The sequence below is a fragment of the Ottowia sp. genome (genome assembly GCF_035325765.1).
Lineage (GTDB): Bacteria > Pseudomonadota > Gammaproteobacteria > Burkholderiales > Burkholderiaceae_C > Ottowia.
The window spans coordinates 1-19742 of record NZ_DAOKZG010000012.1; the positions used below are offsets into that span (position 1 = coordinate 1).

General features: G+C 71.2%; 22 protein-coding genes. 4 read left to right on the plus strand and 18 right to left on the minus strand.

The annotated features are described in order from the left end of the window. Positions 1-115: 115 nt before the first annotated feature. From PKA16_RS06150 to PKA16_RS06160, 3 genes are read right to left on the minus strand one after another with little or no spacing between them, the layout of a single operon-like run. Positions 116-901 (minus strand): BON domain-containing protein, encoded by a 786-nt coding sequence (locus PKA16_RS06150; protein WP_324401444.1) that lies wholly within the window; start codon positions 899-901, stop codon positions 116-118. Continuing rightward, positions 898-1494, minus strand: coding sequence for an SIS domain-containing protein (locus tag PKA16_RS06155; protein ID WP_324401447.1), 597 nt, complete (start codon positions 1492-1494; stop codon positions 898-900). Before PKA16_RS06155 ends, PKA16_RS06150 begins: the two co-directional genes overlap by 4 nt. A gap of 50 nt (positions 1495-1544) precedes the next feature. Then, positions 1545-1925: a YraN family protein gene (locus PKA16_RS06160; RefSeq protein ID WP_324401449.1), complete on the minus strand. Its 381-nt coding sequence runs from the start codon at positions 1923-1925 to the stop codon at positions 1545-1547. 27 nt (positions 1926-1952) lie between these two features. Between PKA16_RS06160 and rsmI the strand changes: the two genes are divergently transcribed. The 4 genes from rsmI to PKA16_RS06180 are packed head-to-tail and all read left to right on the plus strand — an operon-like array spanning position 1953 to position 5976. After that, on the plus strand, positions 1953-2873 hold the full coding sequence (gene rsmI / locus PKA16_RS06165; RefSeq protein WP_324401451.1) for a 16S rRNA (cytidine(1402)-2'-O)-methyltransferase: 921 nt from the start codon (positions 1953-1955) through the stop codon (positions 2871-2873). Positions 2874-2918: 45 nt separating this feature from the next. Further along, positions 2919-3575 carry a response regulator transcription factor gene (locus PKA16_RS06170; RefSeq protein ID WP_324401453.1) on the plus strand — a complete coding sequence of 219 codons (657 nt, stop codon included), beginning with the start codon at positions 2919-2921 and terminating at the stop codon, positions 3573-3575. Beyond that, positions 3576-5357 (plus strand): ATP-binding protein, encoded by a 1782-nt coding sequence (locus tag PKA16_RS06175; RefSeq protein ID WP_324401455.1) that lies wholly within the window; start codon positions 3576-3578, stop codon positions 5355-5357. 19 nt (positions 5358-5376) lie between these two features. After that, positions 5377-5976: a hypothetical protein gene (locus PKA16_RS06180; RefSeq protein ID WP_324401457.1), complete on the plus strand. Its 600-nt coding sequence runs from the start codon at positions 5377-5379 to the stop codon at positions 5974-5976. A gap of 108 nt (positions 5977-6084) precedes the next feature. Here PKA16_RS06180 and PKA16_RS06185 read toward each other — a convergent pair whose 3' ends face one another. From PKA16_RS06185 to PKA16_RS06255, 15 genes are all read right to left on the minus strand, one after another. Next, entirely contained in the window at positions 6085-6879 is a 795-nt protein-coding gene (locus tag PKA16_RS06185; protein ID WP_324401459.1) for a DUF2272 domain-containing protein, read from the minus strand. Positions 6880-7475: 596 nt separating this feature from the next. Beyond that, positions 7476-8441 (minus strand): DUF2272 domain-containing protein, encoded by a 966-nt coding sequence (locus tag PKA16_RS06190; protein WP_324401461.1) that lies wholly within the window; start codon positions 8439-8441, stop codon positions 7476-7478. Beyond that, on the minus strand, positions 8425-9672 hold the full coding sequence (locus PKA16_RS06195; protein ID WP_324401462.1) for a nucleoside recognition domain-containing protein: 1248 nt from the start codon (positions 9670-9672) through the stop codon (positions 8425-8427). The genes PKA16_RS06190 and PKA16_RS06195 overlap by 17 nt, the downstream gene beginning before the upstream one ends. Before the next feature lie 123 nt (positions 9673-9795). Next, entirely contained in the window at positions 9796-10629 is an 834-nt protein-coding gene (locus PKA16_RS06200; RefSeq protein ID WP_324401464.1) for a UPF0149 family protein, read from the minus strand. A gap of 53 nt (positions 10630-10682) precedes the next feature. Continuing rightward, a complete protein-coding gene (locus PKA16_RS06205) occupies positions 10683-11588 on the minus strand; it encodes a DMT family transporter (protein ID WP_324401465.1) in 906 nt (301 codons plus the stop codon). A 27-nt stretch (positions 11589-11615) separates the two neighbouring features. Then, the gene (locus PKA16_RS06210) at positions 11616-12617 is read right to left on the minus strand and encodes a 2-dehydropantoate 2-reductase (protein ID WP_324401467.1); all 1002 of its coding nucleotides are present in this window, start codon (positions 12615-12617) and stop codon (positions 11616-11618) included. Positions 12618-12707: 90 nt separating this feature from the next. Further along, positions 12708-13211, minus strand: coding sequence for a hypothetical protein (locus PKA16_RS06215; RefSeq protein ID WP_324401469.1), 504 nt, complete (start codon positions 13209-13211; stop codon positions 12708-12710). Between the two features lie 74 nt (positions 13212-13285). Further along, entirely contained in the window at positions 13286-14047 is a 762-nt protein-coding gene (locus tag PKA16_RS06220; RefSeq protein ID WP_324401472.1) for a class II aldolase/adducin family protein, read from the minus strand. Beyond that, positions 14044-14892 (minus strand): glutathione-dependent disulfide-bond oxidoreductase, encoded by an 849-nt coding sequence (gene yghU / locus PKA16_RS06225; RefSeq protein WP_324401474.1) that lies wholly within the window; start codon positions 14890-14892, stop codon positions 14044-14046. Before yghU ends, PKA16_RS06220 begins: the two co-directional genes overlap by 4 nt. Before the next feature lie 80 nt (positions 14893-14972). Then, complete coding sequence (locus tag PKA16_RS06230; protein ID WP_324401476.1) at positions 14973-16112, minus strand: MBL fold metallo-hydrolase; 1140 nt, start codon at positions 16110-16112, stop codon at positions 14973-14975. Positions 16113-16162: 50 nt separating this feature from the next. Next, a complete protein-coding gene (locus PKA16_RS06235) occupies positions 16163-16951 on the minus strand; it encodes an aldolase/citrate lyase family protein (RefSeq protein ID WP_324401478.1) in 789 nt (262 codons plus the stop codon). 5 nt (positions 16952-16956) lie between these two features. Continuing rightward, complete coding sequence (gene hpaH, locus PKA16_RS06240) at positions 16957-17772, minus strand: 2-oxo-hept-4-ene-1,7-dioate hydratase (protein ID WP_324401480.1); 816 nt, start codon at positions 17770-17772, stop codon at positions 16957-16959. Positions 17773-17774: 2 nt separating this feature from the next. Further along, positions 17775-18233 (minus strand): 5-carboxymethyl-2-hydroxymuconate isomerase, encoded by a 459-nt coding sequence (locus PKA16_RS06245; RefSeq protein ID WP_324401482.1) that lies wholly within the window; start codon positions 18231-18233, stop codon positions 17775-17777. A 151-nt stretch (positions 18234-18384) separates the two neighbouring features. After that, positions 18385-19308 carry a 3,4-dihydroxyphenylacetate 2,3-dioxygenase gene (gene hpaD, locus PKA16_RS06250; protein ID WP_324401484.1) on the minus strand — a complete coding sequence of 308 codons (924 nt, stop codon included), beginning with the start codon at positions 19306-19308 and terminating at the stop codon, positions 18385-18387. A gap of 20 nt (positions 19309-19328) precedes the next feature. Then, positions 19329-19727, minus strand: coding sequence for a type II toxin-antitoxin system VapC family toxin (locus PKA16_RS06255; RefSeq protein WP_324401486.1), 399 nt, complete (start codon positions 19725-19727; stop codon positions 19329-19331). Positions 19728-19742: the final 15 nt, after the last annotated feature.

The window sequence follows — 19742 nt, forward strand, 5'->3', positions numbered from 1 at the left end:
CGCAAGATTGCGTCTATGACACAGTAAGACTAGGAGCGTGGGCGGCAAAAGGCGCGCCGGGTGCCCCGAGCGACACCGCTCGGGGGCGGCGCGCCTGCGCCGCGGGCGCACCAGGCTAACGGCTGGCCGGCGGCAAGGGCTGCACCTGGATCGGTGGCTGCTGCACCTCGACCGGCTGCGGTGTCACCGGGTGCGTGACCGCGCCCTCGGCGGCCGGGGTCGCGGCAGCACCGGCACCGCCCGACGGCACCGATGACACCGGCGCCGGAGCGGGGGTGGAGCCGGTCGGGTCGCTCGGATGCAGGGCCGCCTGCTCGCTGATGAAGTCGATCACGCGCACCACGCGCTGCACGCCCGGGGTGGTGCGCGCGACTTCGGTGGCGAGGTCGGCTTCGCGCGGAGTCAACCGCCCCATGAGGTAGGTGGTGCCGCGCTCGGTCAGCACCTTGATGCTGTTGGCCGGCACGCCGTTGGCATCCAGCAGCCCGGCCTTGACGCGTCCCGTGAGGTAGGTGTCGTTGGCGCGCTGGGACAGGCTGGATTCGGGCAGCACGGCCAGTTCGTCGATCACCCCCACCACGTCCGGCGTGCCCGCTACGGCGGCGTAGGCGCGCTGGCGATCCTCGGTGGTCGCCACCTCGCCGGTCAGCAGCACCTTGCGGTAGTAGCTGGTGATGTTGATGTGGCCACGCCGTTCGCCCAGGGCGTCGTTGACCCGGCTCGAGGCACGCAGCTCGATGGTCTGGTCCGCCACCTGGGTGTTCGGGCTGCGCCGGTCGGTCGCCACCACGCCGCCGGCCACGGCGGCGCCACCCACCACCGCCGCTGCGCACCCGCCCAGGCTGGCGGCGGCCACCGCCAGCCCCAGGATGGCAGTCCATCGATTCAACACGGATGTCATGCGATGCTCTCCTCGTCGCCCAGCAGTTGTCGATCCAGTTCGTTGCACAGGCCGTGCAGCGTCAGCAGGTGCGCCTCGCGCGCGTGAGCCGCGCTGTCACCGGGCACGCACACCGGCACATCGGTGTCGCGCAGCAGGCGCTCCAGCCCGTTGGCACCGCCGGTCAGTGCCACCACGCCCATGTCGCGTTCGTGCGCGGCCTCGATCGCACGCCGCAGGCCCGGTGCCACGCCGCCGGCCGTCAACACCAGCAGCACGTCGCCCGGGCCGCCCAGGGCGCGCACCTGCGCGGCCAGCGCGTCGCTGCCGTCGCCCTGGCGCGCCAGGGCCCCCCAGGTGGTGGCGTCACAGCCCAGGGCCAGCGCCGGCAGCTCGGGCCGCGGTCGCTGGAACCCGGCCACCAGCAGCGCCGTGCCGTACTGCGCCAGCGCCACCGACGCCCCGTCGCCACACACCAGCACCTTGCCACCACCGGTCACGCAGGCCAGCAGCGCCTGGGTGGCGGCAGCGATCGGGTGCGCCAGCACCTCGGCCCACTGATAGGCGAGGTCGGCGCTGTCGATGAAATGCTGGTGAATCCGCTGCTCTTGCATTGATAGCAATCATAGCAGCGCGCGGGAAATGCAACACGGGGCAAGCGGTTTCAATTCGCATCAAAGGCCGCGCGCAACCACTGCACGCGCGCGCCTTCGATCGCGACGACGTCGAAGCGGCAGGGTGGCGGGGCCGGCAGCCGCAGCAGGTAGTGGCGCGCCGCCAGCACGATGCGCCGCTGCTTGACCGCTGCGACGCTGGCCGCGGCGCCGCCCCGGGTCGCACTGGCGCGGGCGCGCACTTCGACGAACACCAGGGTGCCGTCGGCCTCGCGCAGGATCAGGTCGATCTCGCCGCCGCCGCGGCCGGGCGTTCGATAATTGCGCTCGACCAGGCGCAGGCCGGCGCGCAGCAGGTGCGCCAGCGCCAGGTCCTCGGCCGCCGCGCCGCGCACCCGGGTGCTGGCGCCGAGCGCCTGCTTCCAGTTCATCCAGCCCACGATCCCGCCATTCCCCACATGTCCGAGTCCACCTCCATGGGCCAGGCCGACTTTCGCGCTGCGCTGGCAGCCGCGCGGCAAGCGGCCGGCGCGCAGCATTATCCGGCCGGGGCCCTGTACGTCGTGGCCACGCCGATCGGCAACCTGGCCGACATCACGCTGCGCGCGCTGCATGTGCTGGCGCTGGCCGACGCCGTCGCCTGCGAGGACACGCGCCACACCGGGCAACTGCTGCGCGCCTACGGCATCGACGGCAAGCCCTTGCTGGCGCTGCACCAGCACAACGAGCGCGAAGCAAGCGCGGCCGTGCTCGCGCGCCTGCAGCGCGGCGAGCGCATCGCCTACGCGAGCGATGCCGGCACGCCGGCGGTGAGCGACCCGGGCGCGCGCCTGGTGGCCGCCTGCGCGGCCGCCGGCCTGCGCGTGGTGCCACTGCCCGGCGCCAGCAGCGTGGTCGCGGCGGTGAGCGTGGCCGGGCTGGCGGGCGACGGCCAGTTCGTGTTTCGCGGCTTCCTGCCAGCGCGCGCCGGAGAGCGTCAGGCGGCGGTGGCGGCGCTGGCGGCCGAAGCGCGCGCCGTGGTGCTGCTGGAAGCGCCACACCGCATCGCCGAGTTGGCGCTGGCGCTGGCGGCGCTCGGCGCGCGCCCGCTCACCGTGGCGCGCGAACTGACCAAACAGCACGAGCAGATCGCGACCCTGACCTGCTCCGGGTTGCCGGCGTGGCTGGCCGCCGATGCGCAGCGCCAGCGCGGCGAGTTCGTGCTGGTCCTGCACCCTGCGGCCGAGGCGGACGACGCCGACGACGCCGAGCGGCTGCTGCGGCTGCTGCTGTCCGAGCTGCCGCTCAAGAGCGCGGTGCGGCTGGCCGCCGAAATCACCGGCGAGGCGCGCAACGCGCTGTACGCCCGGGCGCTGGCCCTGCGCCAGGCGCCACCATGACTTTGCGCACTTCACGACGCGGCCCGGTGCCCCTACCATGCGGCCATGCCGACCTCCGATGCCGATGCGCGCGACGCGGTCCTGATCGTCGACGACCATGAACTGGTGCGTCTGGGGCTGAGCACGCTGCTCGCCGCGCAGGCGGGCGCGGGTGCGCCCGCGGTGCTGGAAGCCAGCTCGCTGGCCCAGGCGCTGCGCCTGTATGGCGCACGCGAGGCGTCGATCGCCCTGGTGCTGCTCGACCTGCACCTGCCCGATGCGCACGGCCTGTCGGGCCTGCGCGAATTCCTGGCGCGCTTTCCCGATGCGCGGGTGGTCGCGCTGTCGGGCGACAATGACCCGGGCCTGGTGCGCGACGCCATCGCCGCCGGGGCCGTGGCCTACCTGAGCAAATCCGGGCAGATGGCCGAGGTGGTCGAATACGTCCAGGCGCTGGCCCGCCACAGGATCGGCGGCACCGCGGCGCTCGGCAGCGCCGAGGCGACCGGGAGCGGGCGCGTGGTGCACACCAATGCCGGCGAGCGGCTGCAGCTGACGTCGCGCCAGGCGCAACTGCTCGACCTGGTGCTGACCGGCCATTCCAACCAGGAGATCGCCGTGCGCCTGCACCTGGCCGAAGGCACGGTGAAAAACCACGTCTCGGCCCTGCTGCTCCTGTTCGGCGTGCGCTCGCGCGCCCAGCTCATCAGCCGGCTGCGCTGAATGGATCAGCAGCCCCCTGCGATCGCCGAACGCCTGCTGGCCGCCCAGGTCGAAGTACAGGCGCACACCGACCGCGACGCGCGTTGGGTGGAGAGCCTGTTCAGCGCCTTCATGGCGTCCTTCTACTACTGGCAGGCACCGTCCCCGCTGGTGCTGGCCTGGCTGGCGCTGCGCATCGCCGTGCACCTGACGGGCCAGCAAATGTCACGGCGCTACCTGGCTGACGCCGGGCGCGCCCGACGCGGCAGGCGCTGGGCGCAGCGCTACACCGCCTTCTCGACCTTCGACGGTGCGGCCTGGGGCGCGGGCACCTGGCTGCTGCCGGCTGCGGGCGACCCGCTGCAGCATGGCGTGGCCGTGATCGTCATCACGGTCGCCAGCAGCGCTGCCATCTACGCCACCCAGGTCTGGTCGGTGGTGCTGGCCTGGGTGCTGCCGATGAACGCCGCGCTGGTGGCAGCGCTGCTCTGGCAGCGCGAGCCCGTGTTCCTGTTCATGGCGGCCTGTGTCGTGGTCAACCTGGGCCTGGTGCTGCACTTCGGACGCCAGCAGCCACGGCTCATGACCGAGGCGCTGCGCATGCGCTTCGAGAAGGAGGCGCTGGCCGAGCAACTCGCGCAGCAGGTGTGGATCGCGCGTCAGGCCGACCAGGAGAAGACGCGCTTCCTGGCCGCCGCCAGCCACGACCTGCGCCAGCCGATGCATGCGATCACCCTGTTTGGCGCGGTGCTGGAAAAAGCCCTGGCCGACCACCCGCAGCGCGCCAACGCGGCCCGGCTGATGCGCGCCGTGGACGCGCTGAGCATTTCCTTCACCACGCTGCTCGACGTGTCGCGCCTGGACGCCGGCGCGGTGGTCGCGACCCAGATCGCCGCGCCGCTGAACCCGGTCCTGCGCGCGCTCAGCCAGACCTTCGTGCCGCTCGCCGAGGAGCGCGGCCTGCAGCTGCGCCTGCGCGCCACGCCGCTCTGGGTGCAGACCGACCCGCAGCTGCTGCAGCGCCTCTTGGCCAACCTGCTGGACAACGCCCTCAAGTACACGCCCCGGGGCGGCGTGCTGGTGGTCGCGCGGGCCCGCGGCACCGCGGTCTGGATCGACGTGTGCGACACCGGCATCGGCATCGAGGCGGACGACCACGACGCCATCTTCCGCGAGTTCTACCAGCTCGACAACCCGGGGCGCGATCGCCGGCGCGGCCTGGGCATGGGGCTGGCGATCGTGCAACGGCTGGCGCGCCTGCTGCAGCACGAAGTGCGGCTGCACTCGCGGCCCGGACGCGGCAGCTGCTTTCGCGTGGTGCTGGCGGCGGCGGCCGGTGCGCTGCCCGGCCCCCAATCCGGATGGGTCGAATCCGATCCCGACCCGGCGCCGGTGGGCCGGCAGCCGCTGCCGCGCCACGTGCTGCTGGTCGACGACGAAGGCGACATCGCGAGCGCCATGCAAGTCGTGATGCAGGACGCCGGCGTCCACCTGGCGCGCGCCCGCGACCCCGACACGGCACGCGCACTCTGCACGCAGGCGCAGGCGCGCGGTGTCCCCTTCGAGGCCCTGATCTGCGACCTGCGCCTGGCCGAAGGCGTCGATGGCCTGGCGCTGGCACTGGCCCTGCGCGCCGAATACGCCGGTTCCGCCCGGCTCCTGCCGACCCTGATCGTCACCGGGGAAACGGCACCGGAGCCGATCCAGCGCGTGCGCGCCAGCGGCCTGGCGGTGCTGTTCAAGCCGGTCTCGGCCAGCGCGCTGCTGCAGGTGCTGGCCGACCTGACGAAGCCGGCAGGCTGAGCCCCGGGACGCGGTCTCGGTGGAAATCGACGCGCCCAGCCTGGGCGGCAAGGTGCTGCTGGTGTCGAACATCAAGGTGATCGAGGACGCGTCCAGCTACACCGGGTCGATCTCCGGGACGATCATCGTGGTGGACGACGAAGCCGAAACCACCATCACCATCACGGCCAGCGACATCCGCCTCGAGCGCGACGACGTCATGCCCGACGACCGGATGCACTACAGCCTGAGCCACGGCACGGTGCACGAGGTGGTGACGCGGATCGAGTTTGACCCGGAGCGGACCAGGACGGTCGCGCAATCAAGCCAGGACGCCGAAATCGGGGCCCTGTTGGAAGTGTTCGGCCCCATACGGCCCCAGGGCCCGGATTTTGCCGGCAGGTTCTGGCTCGAAGCGCTGGGCTTCAGCAACAACATCACCCCTTATCCCTTGCCTCATTCCAACATCCCGTTGAGCAACTACTGTCCCGATCGCCGGGCTGCCGATGGGGCGGGCGCCTTTCTCTCCTACGGCCAGGACGCCTCGGTGCTGGAGGGCTCGTTCAGCGGGAACTGCATCTTCGCCGGCGTGCCGTACGACATTGACATGCAGTGGTCGCTGCGTGCCGAAGATGAATGAAAACGGGCGCGGCTGCGCCCCATGCGCCGGGATCGGATCCGCGACTCGCGGCTCCCCTGGCGGCTGGGGCTAACCGGCCGACCCGGCGTCGCGCCCCATGCGCGTCGCCTACGGCAGGGCCGCGCAGCAATTCGTTCGATCTTCGTGGGCGAGAGCGGGCTGGCCCTCCCGCAGTTGCAGCAGCACGCTCCAGGGCCGGCGGTTCAGGTAGGTGTCGGGCAGCAGCGCCTGCGCCTGGCCCGCGGCAGGGGTGAGGCGCGCCACCACGGCCTCGCGGCGGTGCTCGGACTCGAGATAGGCCGTCCACAGGCGGCCCGAGCCGTCCGCCTCCAGGCCCATGCGGCGCAGCGTGACCGACTGCACCACGTTGCCACCGATCGCCGCGATCCCGCTGCTGTCCTGGTGCACCACGAGCTCGCAGTGCATTTGCAGCGGTCCCGCGCGCAACGCCACCGCCACCTGCTCGAAGGTGTCGAAGCGCGCGTCGCCCTCGCGCGTGGCGCACAGCAGGTCGCCCACGCGCGGCGCCGTCGCGGCCAGGTCGCAGGCGCGGTAGGCGTAGCGCGTGTCTGCGCCGCGCATCTCGTCGCGGGCGCTGGCAAAGGCCGCGCGCACGTAGTCGTGGTGGCTGGCCGAGGCACGGAACTCGGCACGGCCCAGGCCGGCCGTGCGCATCACGTGACTGATGAAGGCGGCCGACCAGGGCCGGTCGACGATGTTTGCGCGCTGTTGCAGCGCCGAGCCGCCCGCCACGCCCAGCGGCCCGGCATCGGGCGTGGCCCGCCAGTAGCCGAGCACGCGCCGCCAGGTCGAGCGGTCGGAGCCCACTGCACGTTCGCGTTCGACCTCGGCCAGGCCCTGGTGGATCAGGCCGCCGCCGGCGTCGATCAGGGCGCCTCCCATCAGCGCATGTTCGCGCAGCGCGATGGCCGCGAGCTCTTGCGCCAGGGGCGGACTCGGCTGCCGTGCGGCGTCCGCGCAGAGGCCGCCCGACCCGGCCCAGGCGGGCAGGGCCAGGCCGGCGAGCGCCAGCCATCCCCCGCGGCCGCGCAATGGCCGCGCCCACGCCCATCGTGACGAATCGCGCAAGACCATGGCGCGCCTCCCGGATGGTCAACCGTGACAGCGGATGACCCAAGGGTAGACCGCGGGCCGCGGAAATGCCAGTGCCGAAAGTCATGTCACGGGATCGACGCGGCCATCGGCGCACGCCCGCGCAGACACCCCGTCGCGCCATGGCTGGCTGGATGCTCGAATGACCCCAAATCCGGCAGTTGGATGCGTCCGCCAGTGCCGCCCTCGGCGTGCCAGGCAAGACGCGAGGAGGCCGCGCACTGGTGTGCGCCACGACGAGCAACACCGCATGGTGCGCCGAGGGCGGTGCTGGCGGGCACATGGCGCCCTCATCCAAGAGGTGAACGTCATCAGGGCAGTCGAGGCCCATATGCATGCGGGTTTGAAGACGATGATCAGCGGTCGACTGCCGGATTCAGGGTGACTCAGCCGCAGCCGGCCTGCGCCGGATCGAGCGTCTGCGTCGCCGGGCGCTCCCGCAGTTGCAGCAGCACGCTCCAGGGCCGACGGTTCAGGTAGGTGTCGGGCAGCAGGGCCTGCGCCAGACCTTCGGCAGGCGCTGACTCCTCGAACTCGGCCTGGGCGCGCTGCGCGGACTGCAGGTAGGCCGGCCAGAGCCGCCCCGAGCCATCCGCCACCAGGTCCAGGCGGCGCAGTGTCACCGAGTCCAGCACGTTGCCGCCCACCGCCTCGACATGCGCCCCGTCCTGGCGCACGACGAGCTCGCAGTGCATTTGCAGCGGGCCGTCGGGCAGCGCCGCGCGCACCTGCTCGAAGTCGTCGAGGCGCGCATCGGCGCCGCGCGTGCTGCACAGCAGGTCGCCCACGCGCGGCGCCGTGCGGGCCAGGTCGCAGGCCCGATAAGCATAGGGCGTGGGCGCTCCTCCGGCCTCGCTGGCGCTGGCGTCGAAGGCCGCGCGCACGTAGTCGTGATGGCTGGCCGAGGCCCGGAACTCCGCGCTGCCCAGGCCTGCGGCTCGCATCAGGTAGCTGATGAACGCCGCCGACCACGGCTGGTCGACGATCCGGGCTCGCTGCTCGGCCTGCGACCCGGCGTCCATGCGTTCGGGCCAGTCGCCGGGCACGGCCTGCCAGTAGCCTTGCACGCGCCGCCAGGCCGGCTGGTCGGAGCCGCGAACCGGGTCGCGCTCGGCCTCGGCGAGCCCGCCGCGGATCAATCCGCCGCCGGCATCGATCCGGGCGCCACCCATCAGCGCGTGCTCGTGCAGGGCCAGCGCTGCGAGTGCCTGGGCCAGCGCGGCGCGGTCGCGCGGCGCGGCCTCCGGCTGGCCTTGCGGCAACTGCATGCAGGCGGGCAGCACCAGCGCGCACGCCAGCCAGGCCTGGCGCCACGGGGATCTCCCGCGTGCCGCTTCAGTGGAAGAACGCATACCCCACGCCCACCGCCACCACCAGCCCCACCGCATCGGCCAGCAGCGCGCAGGCCAGGGCGTGGCGCACGTGCTTGACGCCGACGCTGCCGAAATACACCGCGAGCACGTAGAAGGTGGTCTCGGTCGAACCCTGGATGATGGCGGCAAGCTGGCCGGGGAAGGACGCGACGCCGTGCGTCTGCATGACGTCGACCATCAGCCCGCGCGCGCCGGAGCCCGACAGCACCTTCATCAGCCCCACCGGCAGCGCCGGCAGGAAATCGGTCGGCAGGCCGAGCGAGGCCGCTGCCCAGGCAATGCTGCCCATCAACAGGTCCATCAGCCCGGCGGCGCGAAATACCGCGATCGCGCACAGCATCGCCACCAGGTAGGGAATGATCTGCACGGCCACCTGAAAGCCGTCCTTCGCGCCGTCGATGAAGGCGTCGTACACGTTGACCTGGCGCAGCGCCCCGGCGCCGGTGAACAGCAGCACCACGGCCAGGATGGAGCCGGCGCCGATCACGCCCATCCACTGCGCCGCCTGCTCGGCCGGCAGGCCCGAAACCCACCAGACAAGCAATCCGACCACGGCGGCAAAGCCGGCCAGCGGGACCAGCAGGCTGGCGCGCAGCAGGCTGATGCGCTGCACCCAGGCCACCGCCAGCACGGCGCACACCAGGGTGATCGCGGTCACCAGCAGCGTCGGCAGGAAGATGTCTGCGGCGTTGAAGCCGGCGAGGCCCTGCTTGACGGCGAGCGTCTGGCGAATCGCGATCACCGATGTCGGGATCAGCGTCAGCCCGGCGGTGTTCAGCACCAGGAACATGATCTGTGCGTCGGTCGCGGTTTCCGGCTCGGGGTTGAGCGTCTGCAGTTCCTGCATCGCCGCCAGGCCGAGCGGCGTGGCGGCGTTGTCCAGGCCCAGCAGGTTGGCGCTGATGTTGAGCGTCATCGCGCCCTGCGCCGGATGTCCCGCCGGCACGCCCGGGAAAAGCTGGCGCAGGGCCGGATTCACGGCACGCGCGAAGGCGTCGATCATGCCGGCGCGCTCGCCCATCTTCATGAAGCCGAGCCACAGCGCCATCATGCCCGTCAGGCCCAGCGCCACCTCGAAGCCGGTCTTGGCAGCATCGAACAGCGCCGTCATGACGCGCGGCAGCGCGCCCAGGTCGCCCAGCACGGTCTGACCCAGCGCCACCACGATGGCGCTGGCGAAGAAGCCGAGCCAGACCCAGTTCAGGACCACACCAGGCTCCAGTGCCGACCGATCAATGGCGGATCGCTGTGCATTTTCCAGTTGCGTGGCATGCGCGTCGGCGCAGGTCCTCACCCCGACCCGCCGCCAGTGGAAGAGGATGCAGGACCCCGGTCAGGCGCCGCAGCACTTCTTGTACTTCTTGCCGCTGCCGCAGGGGCAAGGGTCGTTGCGGCCGACCTTGGGCGGATGCAGCACCGGCAGCACGCGCGGGCCCAGCGCACGCGCGATGGCGTGCAGGTCGTAGGCGGCAAAGATGGCCTCGCCGAAGTCGTGCATGCGCTGCTCGCTGACGCTCGGCGGCGCCTGCTCGTCGAACAGGTTGTACCGGGGAGTGGCGTGGTCGTCCTCGGTCAGCACGGCGATGCACCCCAGCGCGTCCTCCATGTCAGCCGCGATGTCCTTGTCGCGCGGCGGCGCCCAGTCTCCGTCCCAGATGTCGACGACCGCCAGGAAGCCCATCGCCCACAGCTGGCCATACGACGGCGCCGGGCCGGGCTCGGGCTCGGGCTCTTCGGCCAGGGCCTCGGGCGGCAGCGCGGCCAGCATGCCGCGCCAGTCCAGCACCGCCGGTTCGAGCGCGCGCGGGTCGCTCAGATCGTCGACCTGCGCCTGCAGCGCCGTGCGCACCTGGGACTCGCGCGCCAGCCAGTGCATCAGGAAGCGGGTGCGCTGTCCGGCGCTCGCGAAAGGCGCGACGCCGTCGTTCTCCTCGCCGTCACCGCCGAGCAGCACCGGCAGCCACTCGTCCTGCGCGATCTCGCGGCGCGTGCACAGCAGCGCCGTCATGAAGCCCTCGCAGAACTCCCACTCCGGAATCGAGTCATCGTGTTCGCGCAGCTCGTCGAGGGCCGTGTCGAGCGCCTCCAGCGTGGCGATGGTGGCGTCGTCGAAGGCCAGAGCCTCGTCGCCGTGGCCAGCGCTGTCCGGTGCGTGGGGATCGGTCATGGTGCGGCGCCAATGCGAGGGAAATGCCCGCATGGTAATCGCCCGCGGCCATCTCAGCGGCGCCGCAGGCCGAGCCAGAGCACGCTGCCGACCACGATCAGGGCGCCCGCCACCTGCACGGGGGCAATGGTCTGGCCCAGGATCACCCACGCCAGCGCGAGGGCGAACACCGGCTCGACGTTCATGATCGCGGTGTTGCCGACCACGCCCAGGCGCGGCAGCACGGTCAGCAGAATGGTGATGCCGCTGCCATACAGCAGCGTCAGCAGCGCCAGGCCCCACCAGCCGCTGGCGGAGCCGGGCCAGTGGAAGCCGCCGCGGCTGGCCACGACGAGGAGCGCGACGACCGCGGCGACACCCATGCTGACGCAGGTGCGCAGGCGCCCGTCGACGTCACCTGCGCCGTGCTGGGTCAGGACCAGGGCCAGGCCGAAGGTGAGCGCCGCCCCCAGGGCAAACGCCACGCCGGCGCCGATGCGTCGCCATTGTCCCGCCAGGCCCAGGCCCGAGCTCGCGCCCAGCACGTCGAGCGCCAGCGCCAGGCCGGCCAGCAGCAGCCCCATCGCCAGCAGCAGGCGCGGCTCGAGGCGCTGGCCCACCAGCACGCGCGCCCACAGCGCCGTGCACAGCGGGTAGGTGTTGAAGGCCAGCAATGCCAGCGCCACCGGCAGGCGCGCCACGGCCGAGTACAGCCACAGGCTTTGCACGCCGATCAGCAGGCCGATCGCCAGCAGGGCACGCCACTGGCGTGCGTTCAGCGCCAGCGACACGCCCTGCACGACCAGCAGCAGCGCGGTGGCGAGGCCCGTGACGCCGCTGCGCACGGCCACCGCCGTCATGACGTCGGCCCCGCTGTCGAACGCCAGGCGTGCGGCCACGTGGTTGGCGGCCATCATCAGGGCGATCGTCACCAGCGTGGCAAAGGCCAGGGTGCTCAGCGCGCGCGCCGGCGCGGTCATGCGGCCACCTCCGGTCGCCGCCGGTCGTCAGGCCGGGTACAGTCCATGCACGCGCGCATGCAGGCGCGCCAGCCCCAGCAGCGCGTCGGTGAACGGGGTGGCGACGCCCGTGAGTTGGCCCAGCTCGCGCACCGAGGCGACCAGCGCGTCCAGCTCGACTGGTCGACCCGCGCGCACGTCCTGCAGCATCGAGGGCGTGAAGGCGCCCAGCTTGCGCGTCACCTGGTGGCGGTCCTCGGGCGTCTGCTCGATCGGCACGCCGATGCGCGCGCCGATCTCGCGCGCCTCCAGCATCACGGCGCTGACGAAGCCGCGCGCCAGTTCATCATCGAGGATACGGTCGGCGGTGGCGCCGGTGAAGGCGCTGATCGGGTTGATCGTCATGTTGCCCCACAGCTTGTACCAGACGTCCTTCTGGATCTGCGGCGACACCGTGGTGTCGAAGCCCGCCTGCCGCAGCAGCGCGGCCAGCGCCTGCAGGCGCGGCGTGTCGCCGCCGGCCGGCTCGCCCACGATCAGCCCGTTGCCGAAGTGGCGCCGGATCACGCCCGGCTCGTCCACCGAGCAGCTCGCGTGCACCACGCCGCCGATCACGCGGCGCGCGTCGATGGCCTGGGCGATCGCGCCGCCCGGGTCGACCGACTCCAGCCGGGCGCCGGCGTGCGGTCCGCCAAAGCCCTGCAGGAACCACCAGGGCACGCCGTTCATCGCCGTCAACACCGTGGTGTCCGGCCCCAGCAGCGGCGTGATGTGGCGCGCCACCTCGGCCATCGCGGGCGCCTTGACGGCCACGATCACCAGGTCCTGCACGCCCAGATCCGCCGGCAGGTCGCTGGCCTGCACGGCGAACGCGCGTTCGGCCTGCGCGCCGCGCTCGCCCGTCTCGCGCAGTGTGAGGCCCCGCGCACGCAGCGCCGCCAGCGTGGCACCGCGTGCCACCGCACTGACTCGCGCCCCCTGTGCCGCCAGCCGCGCGCCCAGCCAGCCGCCGATGGCGCCGGCACCGTAAATGCAGATTTCTTGAGTCATGCTGCTCTGTGACGCCCGCCTACAAAACGCGAACAACCTCCATACTGATGGTCATTCTGATTGATGCCAGCCTGTCGGCGCCAAATGAGCTCATCGATCCAGCGCAGTCAGGTGTTGCTGTGCCACCTGCGCCAGCGCTTCGTTGAAGGTGACCCGTGGGCACTTCAGCCTGGCCGCCAGCCAAGAGCCGCTGGCGTCGCAGGCGCTGGGCGGGTCGCGCCGCGCCAGGGCATGAGCCCGCGCGGCATCGATCCCGCTCGATTCGACGGCCAGTTCCTGCCACCGAACCAAGCCTTCGTGCGCGGCAACGATGGCACCCTGACGCGCTCTCCTGAGCGCCACACTGCAGAGCGCGTTGGCGAGCCACTGGAGGGCACACAGCCGGCGCCCAGCGATGCGGGGCCGCGCCTCATCCTGCCAGGACTCCTGCAACGGCGCCCCCGCCAGAACACGGCAATCGACCACCAGGGCGTCTGTGCACCAGGGCGTCTGTGCATATGTGTGGCCGCTGGCTCGGCCGCGTACAGCGTCGGCGCGGCGGCGCAGCGGCTCGGCCAGGGGCCCGCGGAAGTCCTTGAGGGTCGGCGTGACCATGACGGCCGGTTGCGCGGCGCTGGAACGCATCCAATCCGAATCCGTCTTGATGTCGGCGTCAACCCGCGCGGCGGCTATTGCCGCCAGCTGCTGTCGATGCGGTCGACCTGCCGCACCAGGGCATCGAACACGTCCTGCCCGGCGCCGCCGTCCAGACTGAACTGAAACGAGTCGCGCGTGCAGCGTGCCGCAATGTCCTCGGGCACCGGCAGCGGCGCGCCCATGCTTTGCGTGGCAAGCTGGATTTCGCAGGCGCGCTGCAGCGTCCAGAGCACGGCAAAGGCATGCGGCAGCGTCGGCGCCCAGGACAGCAGGCCGTGGTTGCGCAGGATGACGGCCTTGCGATCTCCGATGCTCTGCACCACGCGCGGTCCCTCGTCGGCGCGGATGGTGATGCCCTCGAAGTCGTGATAGGCGACCATGCCGTGCAGTTGCGCGCTGTAGAAATTGCTTTGCGAGAGCCCGCTGGCCAGCGAAGCCACCGCCACGCCGGCGGTGGTGTGCGTGTGCATGACGCAGTGCGCGCCCGGCACGCCGTCGTGGATGCAACCGTGCAGCACGTAGCCGGCCGGGTTGATCGGGTAGTGGGATTCGCTCAGGATGTCACCGGCCAGGTTGATCTTGACCAGGTTGCTGGCCATCACCTCGCTGTAGTGCAGGCCGAAGGGGTTGATGAGAAAGTGCTTCTCGCCCCCCGTGGCGCTTTCGGGCACGCGCAGGGTGATGTGGTTGTAGATCATCTCGGTCCAGCCGAGCAGCGCGAACACGCGGTAGCAGGCGGCCAATTGCAGGCGCGCGGCGCGCTCGTCGGGGTGGCATGCCTCGACCAGGCTCACGCCGCGCCCTCCTTGAGGATGGCGTCGAAGTCACTGGAATCATGACGCTCGGCCAGGCCGCTGCTGCGCCGATTCACCAGCCGGCCGCGCCGCACGGCCGGGCGTGCCGCTAGCTGCCGTTGCCAGCGCAGCACGTTCTTGTACGAGGCAGCGTCCAGGAACTCGGCCGCGCCATAGGCCTCGTTCACCACCAGCGCGCCGTACCAGGGCCAGATCGCGATGTCGGCGATGGTGTAGTCGCCGCCGGCCACGTATTCGTGCCGCCCCAGTTGCCGGTCGAGCAGGTCGAGCTGGCGCTTCACCTCCATGGTGAAGCGGTCGATGGGGTATTGCTGCTTCTCGTGGGCGTAGGCGTAGAAGTGCCCGAAGCCGCCACCCAGGTAGGGCGCCGCGCCGACCTGCCAGAACAGCCAGGACAGGCAGGCCGCGCGCGCTGCCGGGGCCGTGGGGGCGAAGGCGCCGAACTTCTCGGCCAGGTACAGCAGGATGGCGCCCGACTCGAACAGCGGGATCGCGGGCTCCCCGCTGCGATCGACCAGTGCCGGGATCTTGGAGTTGGGGTTGACGGCGACGAAGCCGCTGCCGAACTGGTCACCCGCGCCGATGTCGATCAGCCAGGCGTCGTACTCGGCGCCCTGGATGCCCTTTTGCAGCAGCTCCTCCAGCAGGATGGTCACCTTCTGTCCGTTGGGCGTGCCCTGCGAATAAAGCTGCAGCGGGTGGCGGCCGACCGGCAGCTCCCGCTCGAAGCGCGCGCCCGCCGTGGGCCGGTTGATGCTGGCGAACCTGTTGTCTTCCTTGGGCTCCCAGTGCCAGACCCTGGGGGGAACGTAGGTCGTGCTCATCCTGGCCTCCTTCGCTTGGCGTCCTGATGTCACCGCAAGCTTAACCAGCCCCGCCGGTGCCGGCGCGATGATGGTCTTCCTCAGTCCAGCGGCCAGGACGCGGCGGGCGCCTGCGCGGTGGCTGGATGCGGAGCCGGCCCGGGCCCGGCCACGGCCGGAATTTCCGGGGCGGATCGCCCCGCCGCACGCCACCAGGGCTCGGGCGCGGAGCCGTGCGCCGGCTCCACCGCCTGGCCCAGGCGCGGCAGCAGCAGTTGCGCGCGTTCCGGCAGCGGCAGCGTCAGCAGCGTCTCGACCGGCTGGTCCCAGTCGTGCAAGGCCAGGGCAAACGTGCCCCAGTGCACCGGCAGGAAGGCGCCGCCGCCGAGCAGCTCGAGCGCTTCCAGCGCGTGCCGCGGCCCCAGGTGCATGTCGCCCCAGGCCGGGTGGAAGGCGCCAACCTCGAGCAGCACCAGGTCGAAGGCGCCGAAGCGCGCGCGGATCGCCCCGTATTCGGTCGTCAGGCCGGTGTCGCCGCTGAAGAACACGCGGTGACGCGGCGACTCGATCACCAGCGACGACCACAGCGTGTGATTGCGATCCTGGAGTCCACGCCCCGAAAAATGCTGTGACGGCGCCGCGTGCACGGCCAGTTCGCCGCGCGGCAGTTGCCAGCCTTGCCACCAGTCCAGTTCGAACACGCGCCCGCTCGGCACGCCCCAGGCCTCGAGCCGCGCACCGACACCCAGCGCGGTGACGAACGGCACCTCGGGCTGCAGGCGCGCGAGGCGCCGGATGGTGAAGGCGTCGAGGTGGTCGTAGTGATCGTGCGAGATCAGCACCGCGTCCAGCGGCGGCAGCTTGTCCAGCGCCACCGGCACCGGCTGGAAGCGCCGCGGCCCGGCCCAGCGCATGGGCGAGGCGCGCAGGCCCCAGACCGGGTCCGTCAGCACGCGCCGGCCGTCGATCTCGATCAGCACCGTCGAATGGCCCAGCCAGGTCGCGCGCAGCCCGCTGCTGGCCGGACGCAGCCAGTCGTCCAACGGCGAGCAGGACGGCAGCGGCCCCGGCGGCAGGCGCTCGCCCTTGGGCAGCAACACGTCACGCAAGCTCGGGAAGGACGCCGAAGCGTCGCGCAGGCCCTTCAGGATGGGATGGCGGTTGCGGAAGCCCGCGCCCGTCCACAGGGGCGAGGACTGCATCCGGTCGAGCCGCAGCGAGGGGGAAAATAGGGGCTTCATGTGTTCCTGATCCAGCCCGGCGCCTGGAATTCCCGCAGCCGCGGTGCGATTCAGGACTTGAAGCGGCTGGCCAGCGCACCCGTCTCGCGCGCCAGCACGTTGGTGTCCAGCCCTACGGCCACGAAGGTCGCACCCCAGTCCAGGTAGCGCTGCGCCGTCGCCGCATCGGGCGACAGGTTGCCGGCCGCCTTGCCGGCGCGCACGATGCGGCGGGTGGCGTCTTCCATGATGGCCTGCATCTCGGGATGGGCCGGGTTGCCGCGGTGGCCCATGGAAGCCGACAGGTCGGCCGGGCCGATGAAGATGCCGTCCACGCCGTCCACCGCCGCGATCGCCTCCAGGTTGTCCAGGGCGGCGCGCGTTTCGGCCTGCACCAGGATGCATAGGCGATCGTTGGCCTCGTGCGCGTACTGCGGCCAGCGGCCCCAGCGCGCCGCGCGCCCCCCGGCCATCCCGCGAATGCCGCCGGCGCCGCCCGCGCCCGGATAGCGCGCGGCGCGCACGATCGCCGCCGCCTGCTCAGGCGTGTCGACCATCGGCAGCAGCAGGGTCTGCACGCCCAGGTCGAGGTATTGCTTGATCAGCATCTCGCCGACATGGCCGTGGGCCATGGGCAGGCGCGCGATGGCATGGGTCTGCGGGTAGGCGGCGATGGTCTGCAACTGGTGCAGGATGGTCTGCAGGCTGTGGTCGGTGTGCTCGCCGTCGATCAGCAGCCAGTCGAAGCCGGCGCCGGCAGCGATCTCGGCCACGGTGGTGTTGGGGAGGTTCAGCCAGAAGCCGATCTGGCGGCGCTTGTCCAGCAGCGCCTGCTTGAAGGGATTGGTCGGGGTTCGCATGGCGCTCAGGTGAATTGGAATTGCAGCTTGCCGAGGGGCCCGTAGTCGGCCTCGAACACGTCGCCCTGCCGGGCGGCGACGGGCCGCGTGAACGAGCCGGCCAGCACGATCTGGCCGGCGCGCAGCGACTCGCCCCAGGGCGCGAGCTTGTTGGCGAGCCAGGCGACACCGACGGCCGGGTCGCCCTGCACCCCGGCGGCCAGGCCCGTTTCCTCGACCACGCCATTCTGGCGCAGGATGGCGCCGACCCAGGGGCGGTCGATGGCGCGCGCATCGGCACGGCCGGCACCGATGACGACGCCGGCGTTGGCGGCATTGTCGGCGATGGTGTCGAAGACCTTGCGCATGGCCCGCGTGTGGCGGTCGAACTGTTCGATGCGCGCGTCGATGATCTCGATGGCGGGAGTGACGTGGTCGGTCGCGGCCAGCACCTGCTCGACGTCGATGCCCGGCCCTTCGAGCGCGGACTTCAGGACGAAGGCCAGTTCGACCTCGACGCGCGGCGCGATGAAGCGATCGATCGGGATCGCGAGCACCCGCCCCGGCACGCAGGTGTAGAGCATGCTGTCCAGCAGCGTGCCGTAGTCGGGCTCGTCGATCTGGCTGGAGATCTGCATGGCGCGGGACGTGAGCCCGATCTTGTGGCCGATCACCTGCCGGCCCTCGGCCTGCTGCAGCGCCACCCAGGCGCGGCTGACGCGGTAGCCGTCCTCGATCGTCATGCCCGGGAAGCGCCGGGAGAACTGCTCGACCGGCACGCGCGACTGCTGGCTGGCGTGCAGCTCCGCGGCCAGCAGCCGGATCTGCCCGTCCGCCAGCACGATCAGGGCTTCCTGAACAGGGGGTGCAGGGTGCTGTGCCTGGCGTCGTAGACCTCGGGCCCCTCGTCCACCTGCACCGTCAGGCCGATGTGGCGCGTGGCCATCAGCGGATCGAGGCGCGCGCGCAGCGCCTGCGTGATCGCCTCGCCCGCGGCCTGCTGGGTCGCCGCGCTGCGCCCGCGCGCCATGCGCAGGTTGGCGTACATGAAGGCGTATTCGCCCGGGTCGCTGCCGCTGATGCCGGTCTTGCCGGCGCCGGCGGCGCGCCCCGCCGCGCCGCCATCGGCCAGCGCGTGGTGCGGCGCCGGATACGCCAGCACGCGCGTGCCGCCGGTCGGGAACACCTGGGCGCCCGCTTCGTCGCGCACCGCCAGCATGGCGTCGGCGGCTTCGCGGCACAGTCGGGGCATGTCGACGATGGCATCGAGGTTGCCGGAGTACAGGATGACGAGATGAGGCATGTCAGTGAATCGATCAATCGCTCAAGAACTTCCATACGCAGAGGACGCAAAAGTTGCGCGGAGAACGCAGAAAAATCCCATTCGCATTTCTTGAATCTTTTGCGTCCTCTGCGAAATCCCTGCGTCCTCTGCGTACGGATGTCCGGCTGTTTCAGATACGCGAAAAAGCCCGATGGCTGGTCGCGCGCGAGGCCTCGGGCGGCGGCACCGCGCTGCCGTCCTGCCTGGTCACCGGAAACACGGCGTTGATCTGCCCGGTGCCCGAGGCTGCGAAGTACGGCGTCACGACCTCCGCCTGGCCATCGTAGGCCGACCAGCCCAGAGCGCCCAGCAGCATGGCCGTATCGTGCATCATGCCTTCACCGTGCCCCTTGGTGGCGTACTCGGGCAGCATGGCACAAAAATCGCGCCATTCCCCGCCCTGCCACATCCGGATCACCTCGTGGTCCAGGCGCTCCAGGAACGGGCTCCAGATCCTGAAGGCGAATTCGGGCGCCAGGCCGTTTTGCGCAAAGCGATGCGAAAGCGAGCCGCTGGCCAGGAAGGCGACCCTGCCGTCGTAGTGCTGCTCCACTGCAGCGCGCATGGCCCAGCCCAGGCGCGCGGAGTCATGAAGATAATGACTGGTGCACAGCGCCGACACCGAGACGACCTTGAAATGCTCGTCCTCGTTCATGTAGCGCATCGGCACCAGGGTGCCGTACTCGGGCTGCAGCGAGGTGGCGTCGTGTGCCAGCGTCTCGACACCCTGCTCGTTGCAGACCCGGGCCAGCAGCCGCCCGAGTTCGGGGTTGCCATTGAACCCATAGGTCATGTTGCTGATGAAGTGCGGCAGCTCGTTGCTGGTGTAGCTGCCCTGCCAGCGCGGCGCGCAGTTGAGGTGGTAGGCGGCGTTGACCAGCCAGTGGGTGTCGAACACAACCAGCGTGTCCACCCCCAGTTCGCGGCAGCGCCGGCCGATCTCGCGATGGCCGTCGATGGCGTCCTGGCGCGTCCCGTGGCGAGCGCCCGGCAGCTCGCTCAGGACCATGCTGGGCACGTGAGTGATCTTGGCGGCGAGGGCGAGTTGGCCCATGGTGAGTCTCCTTCAGCCACTCAGGGGAAAATCAGTTCAAGTTCGGGGAAACAGGTGCGGTAGCGCGCGGCATCGCGCGTGAGCAACCGCCAGCTTGGCGCCAGGACTTGCGCGCCGATGAAAAAATCGGGTAGCAGCCCGGACCGGGCGCCACCGCGTTGCCGGTCCTGGCGAAAAGCCGCAGCCGCCAGGCGCGCGGATTCACGGTTCGATCCCAGCACCGCAAAACCCACGTCATCCGGCATGGCATCAACCGTGTGCGCCGCTTCCTCGTGAACGTTCGGCTCGGCGCGCACGACAGGGTTGATGCCCAACGGGCCTGCGCCGCGCGCCAGCATCAATTGCCGGGACGAGCAGGGCAGCCACGCCGGACCGGCCCTGAGCACATCGATGATGACATTGGTGTCCACCGGGGTCACGGTCGGTTCCAGTCG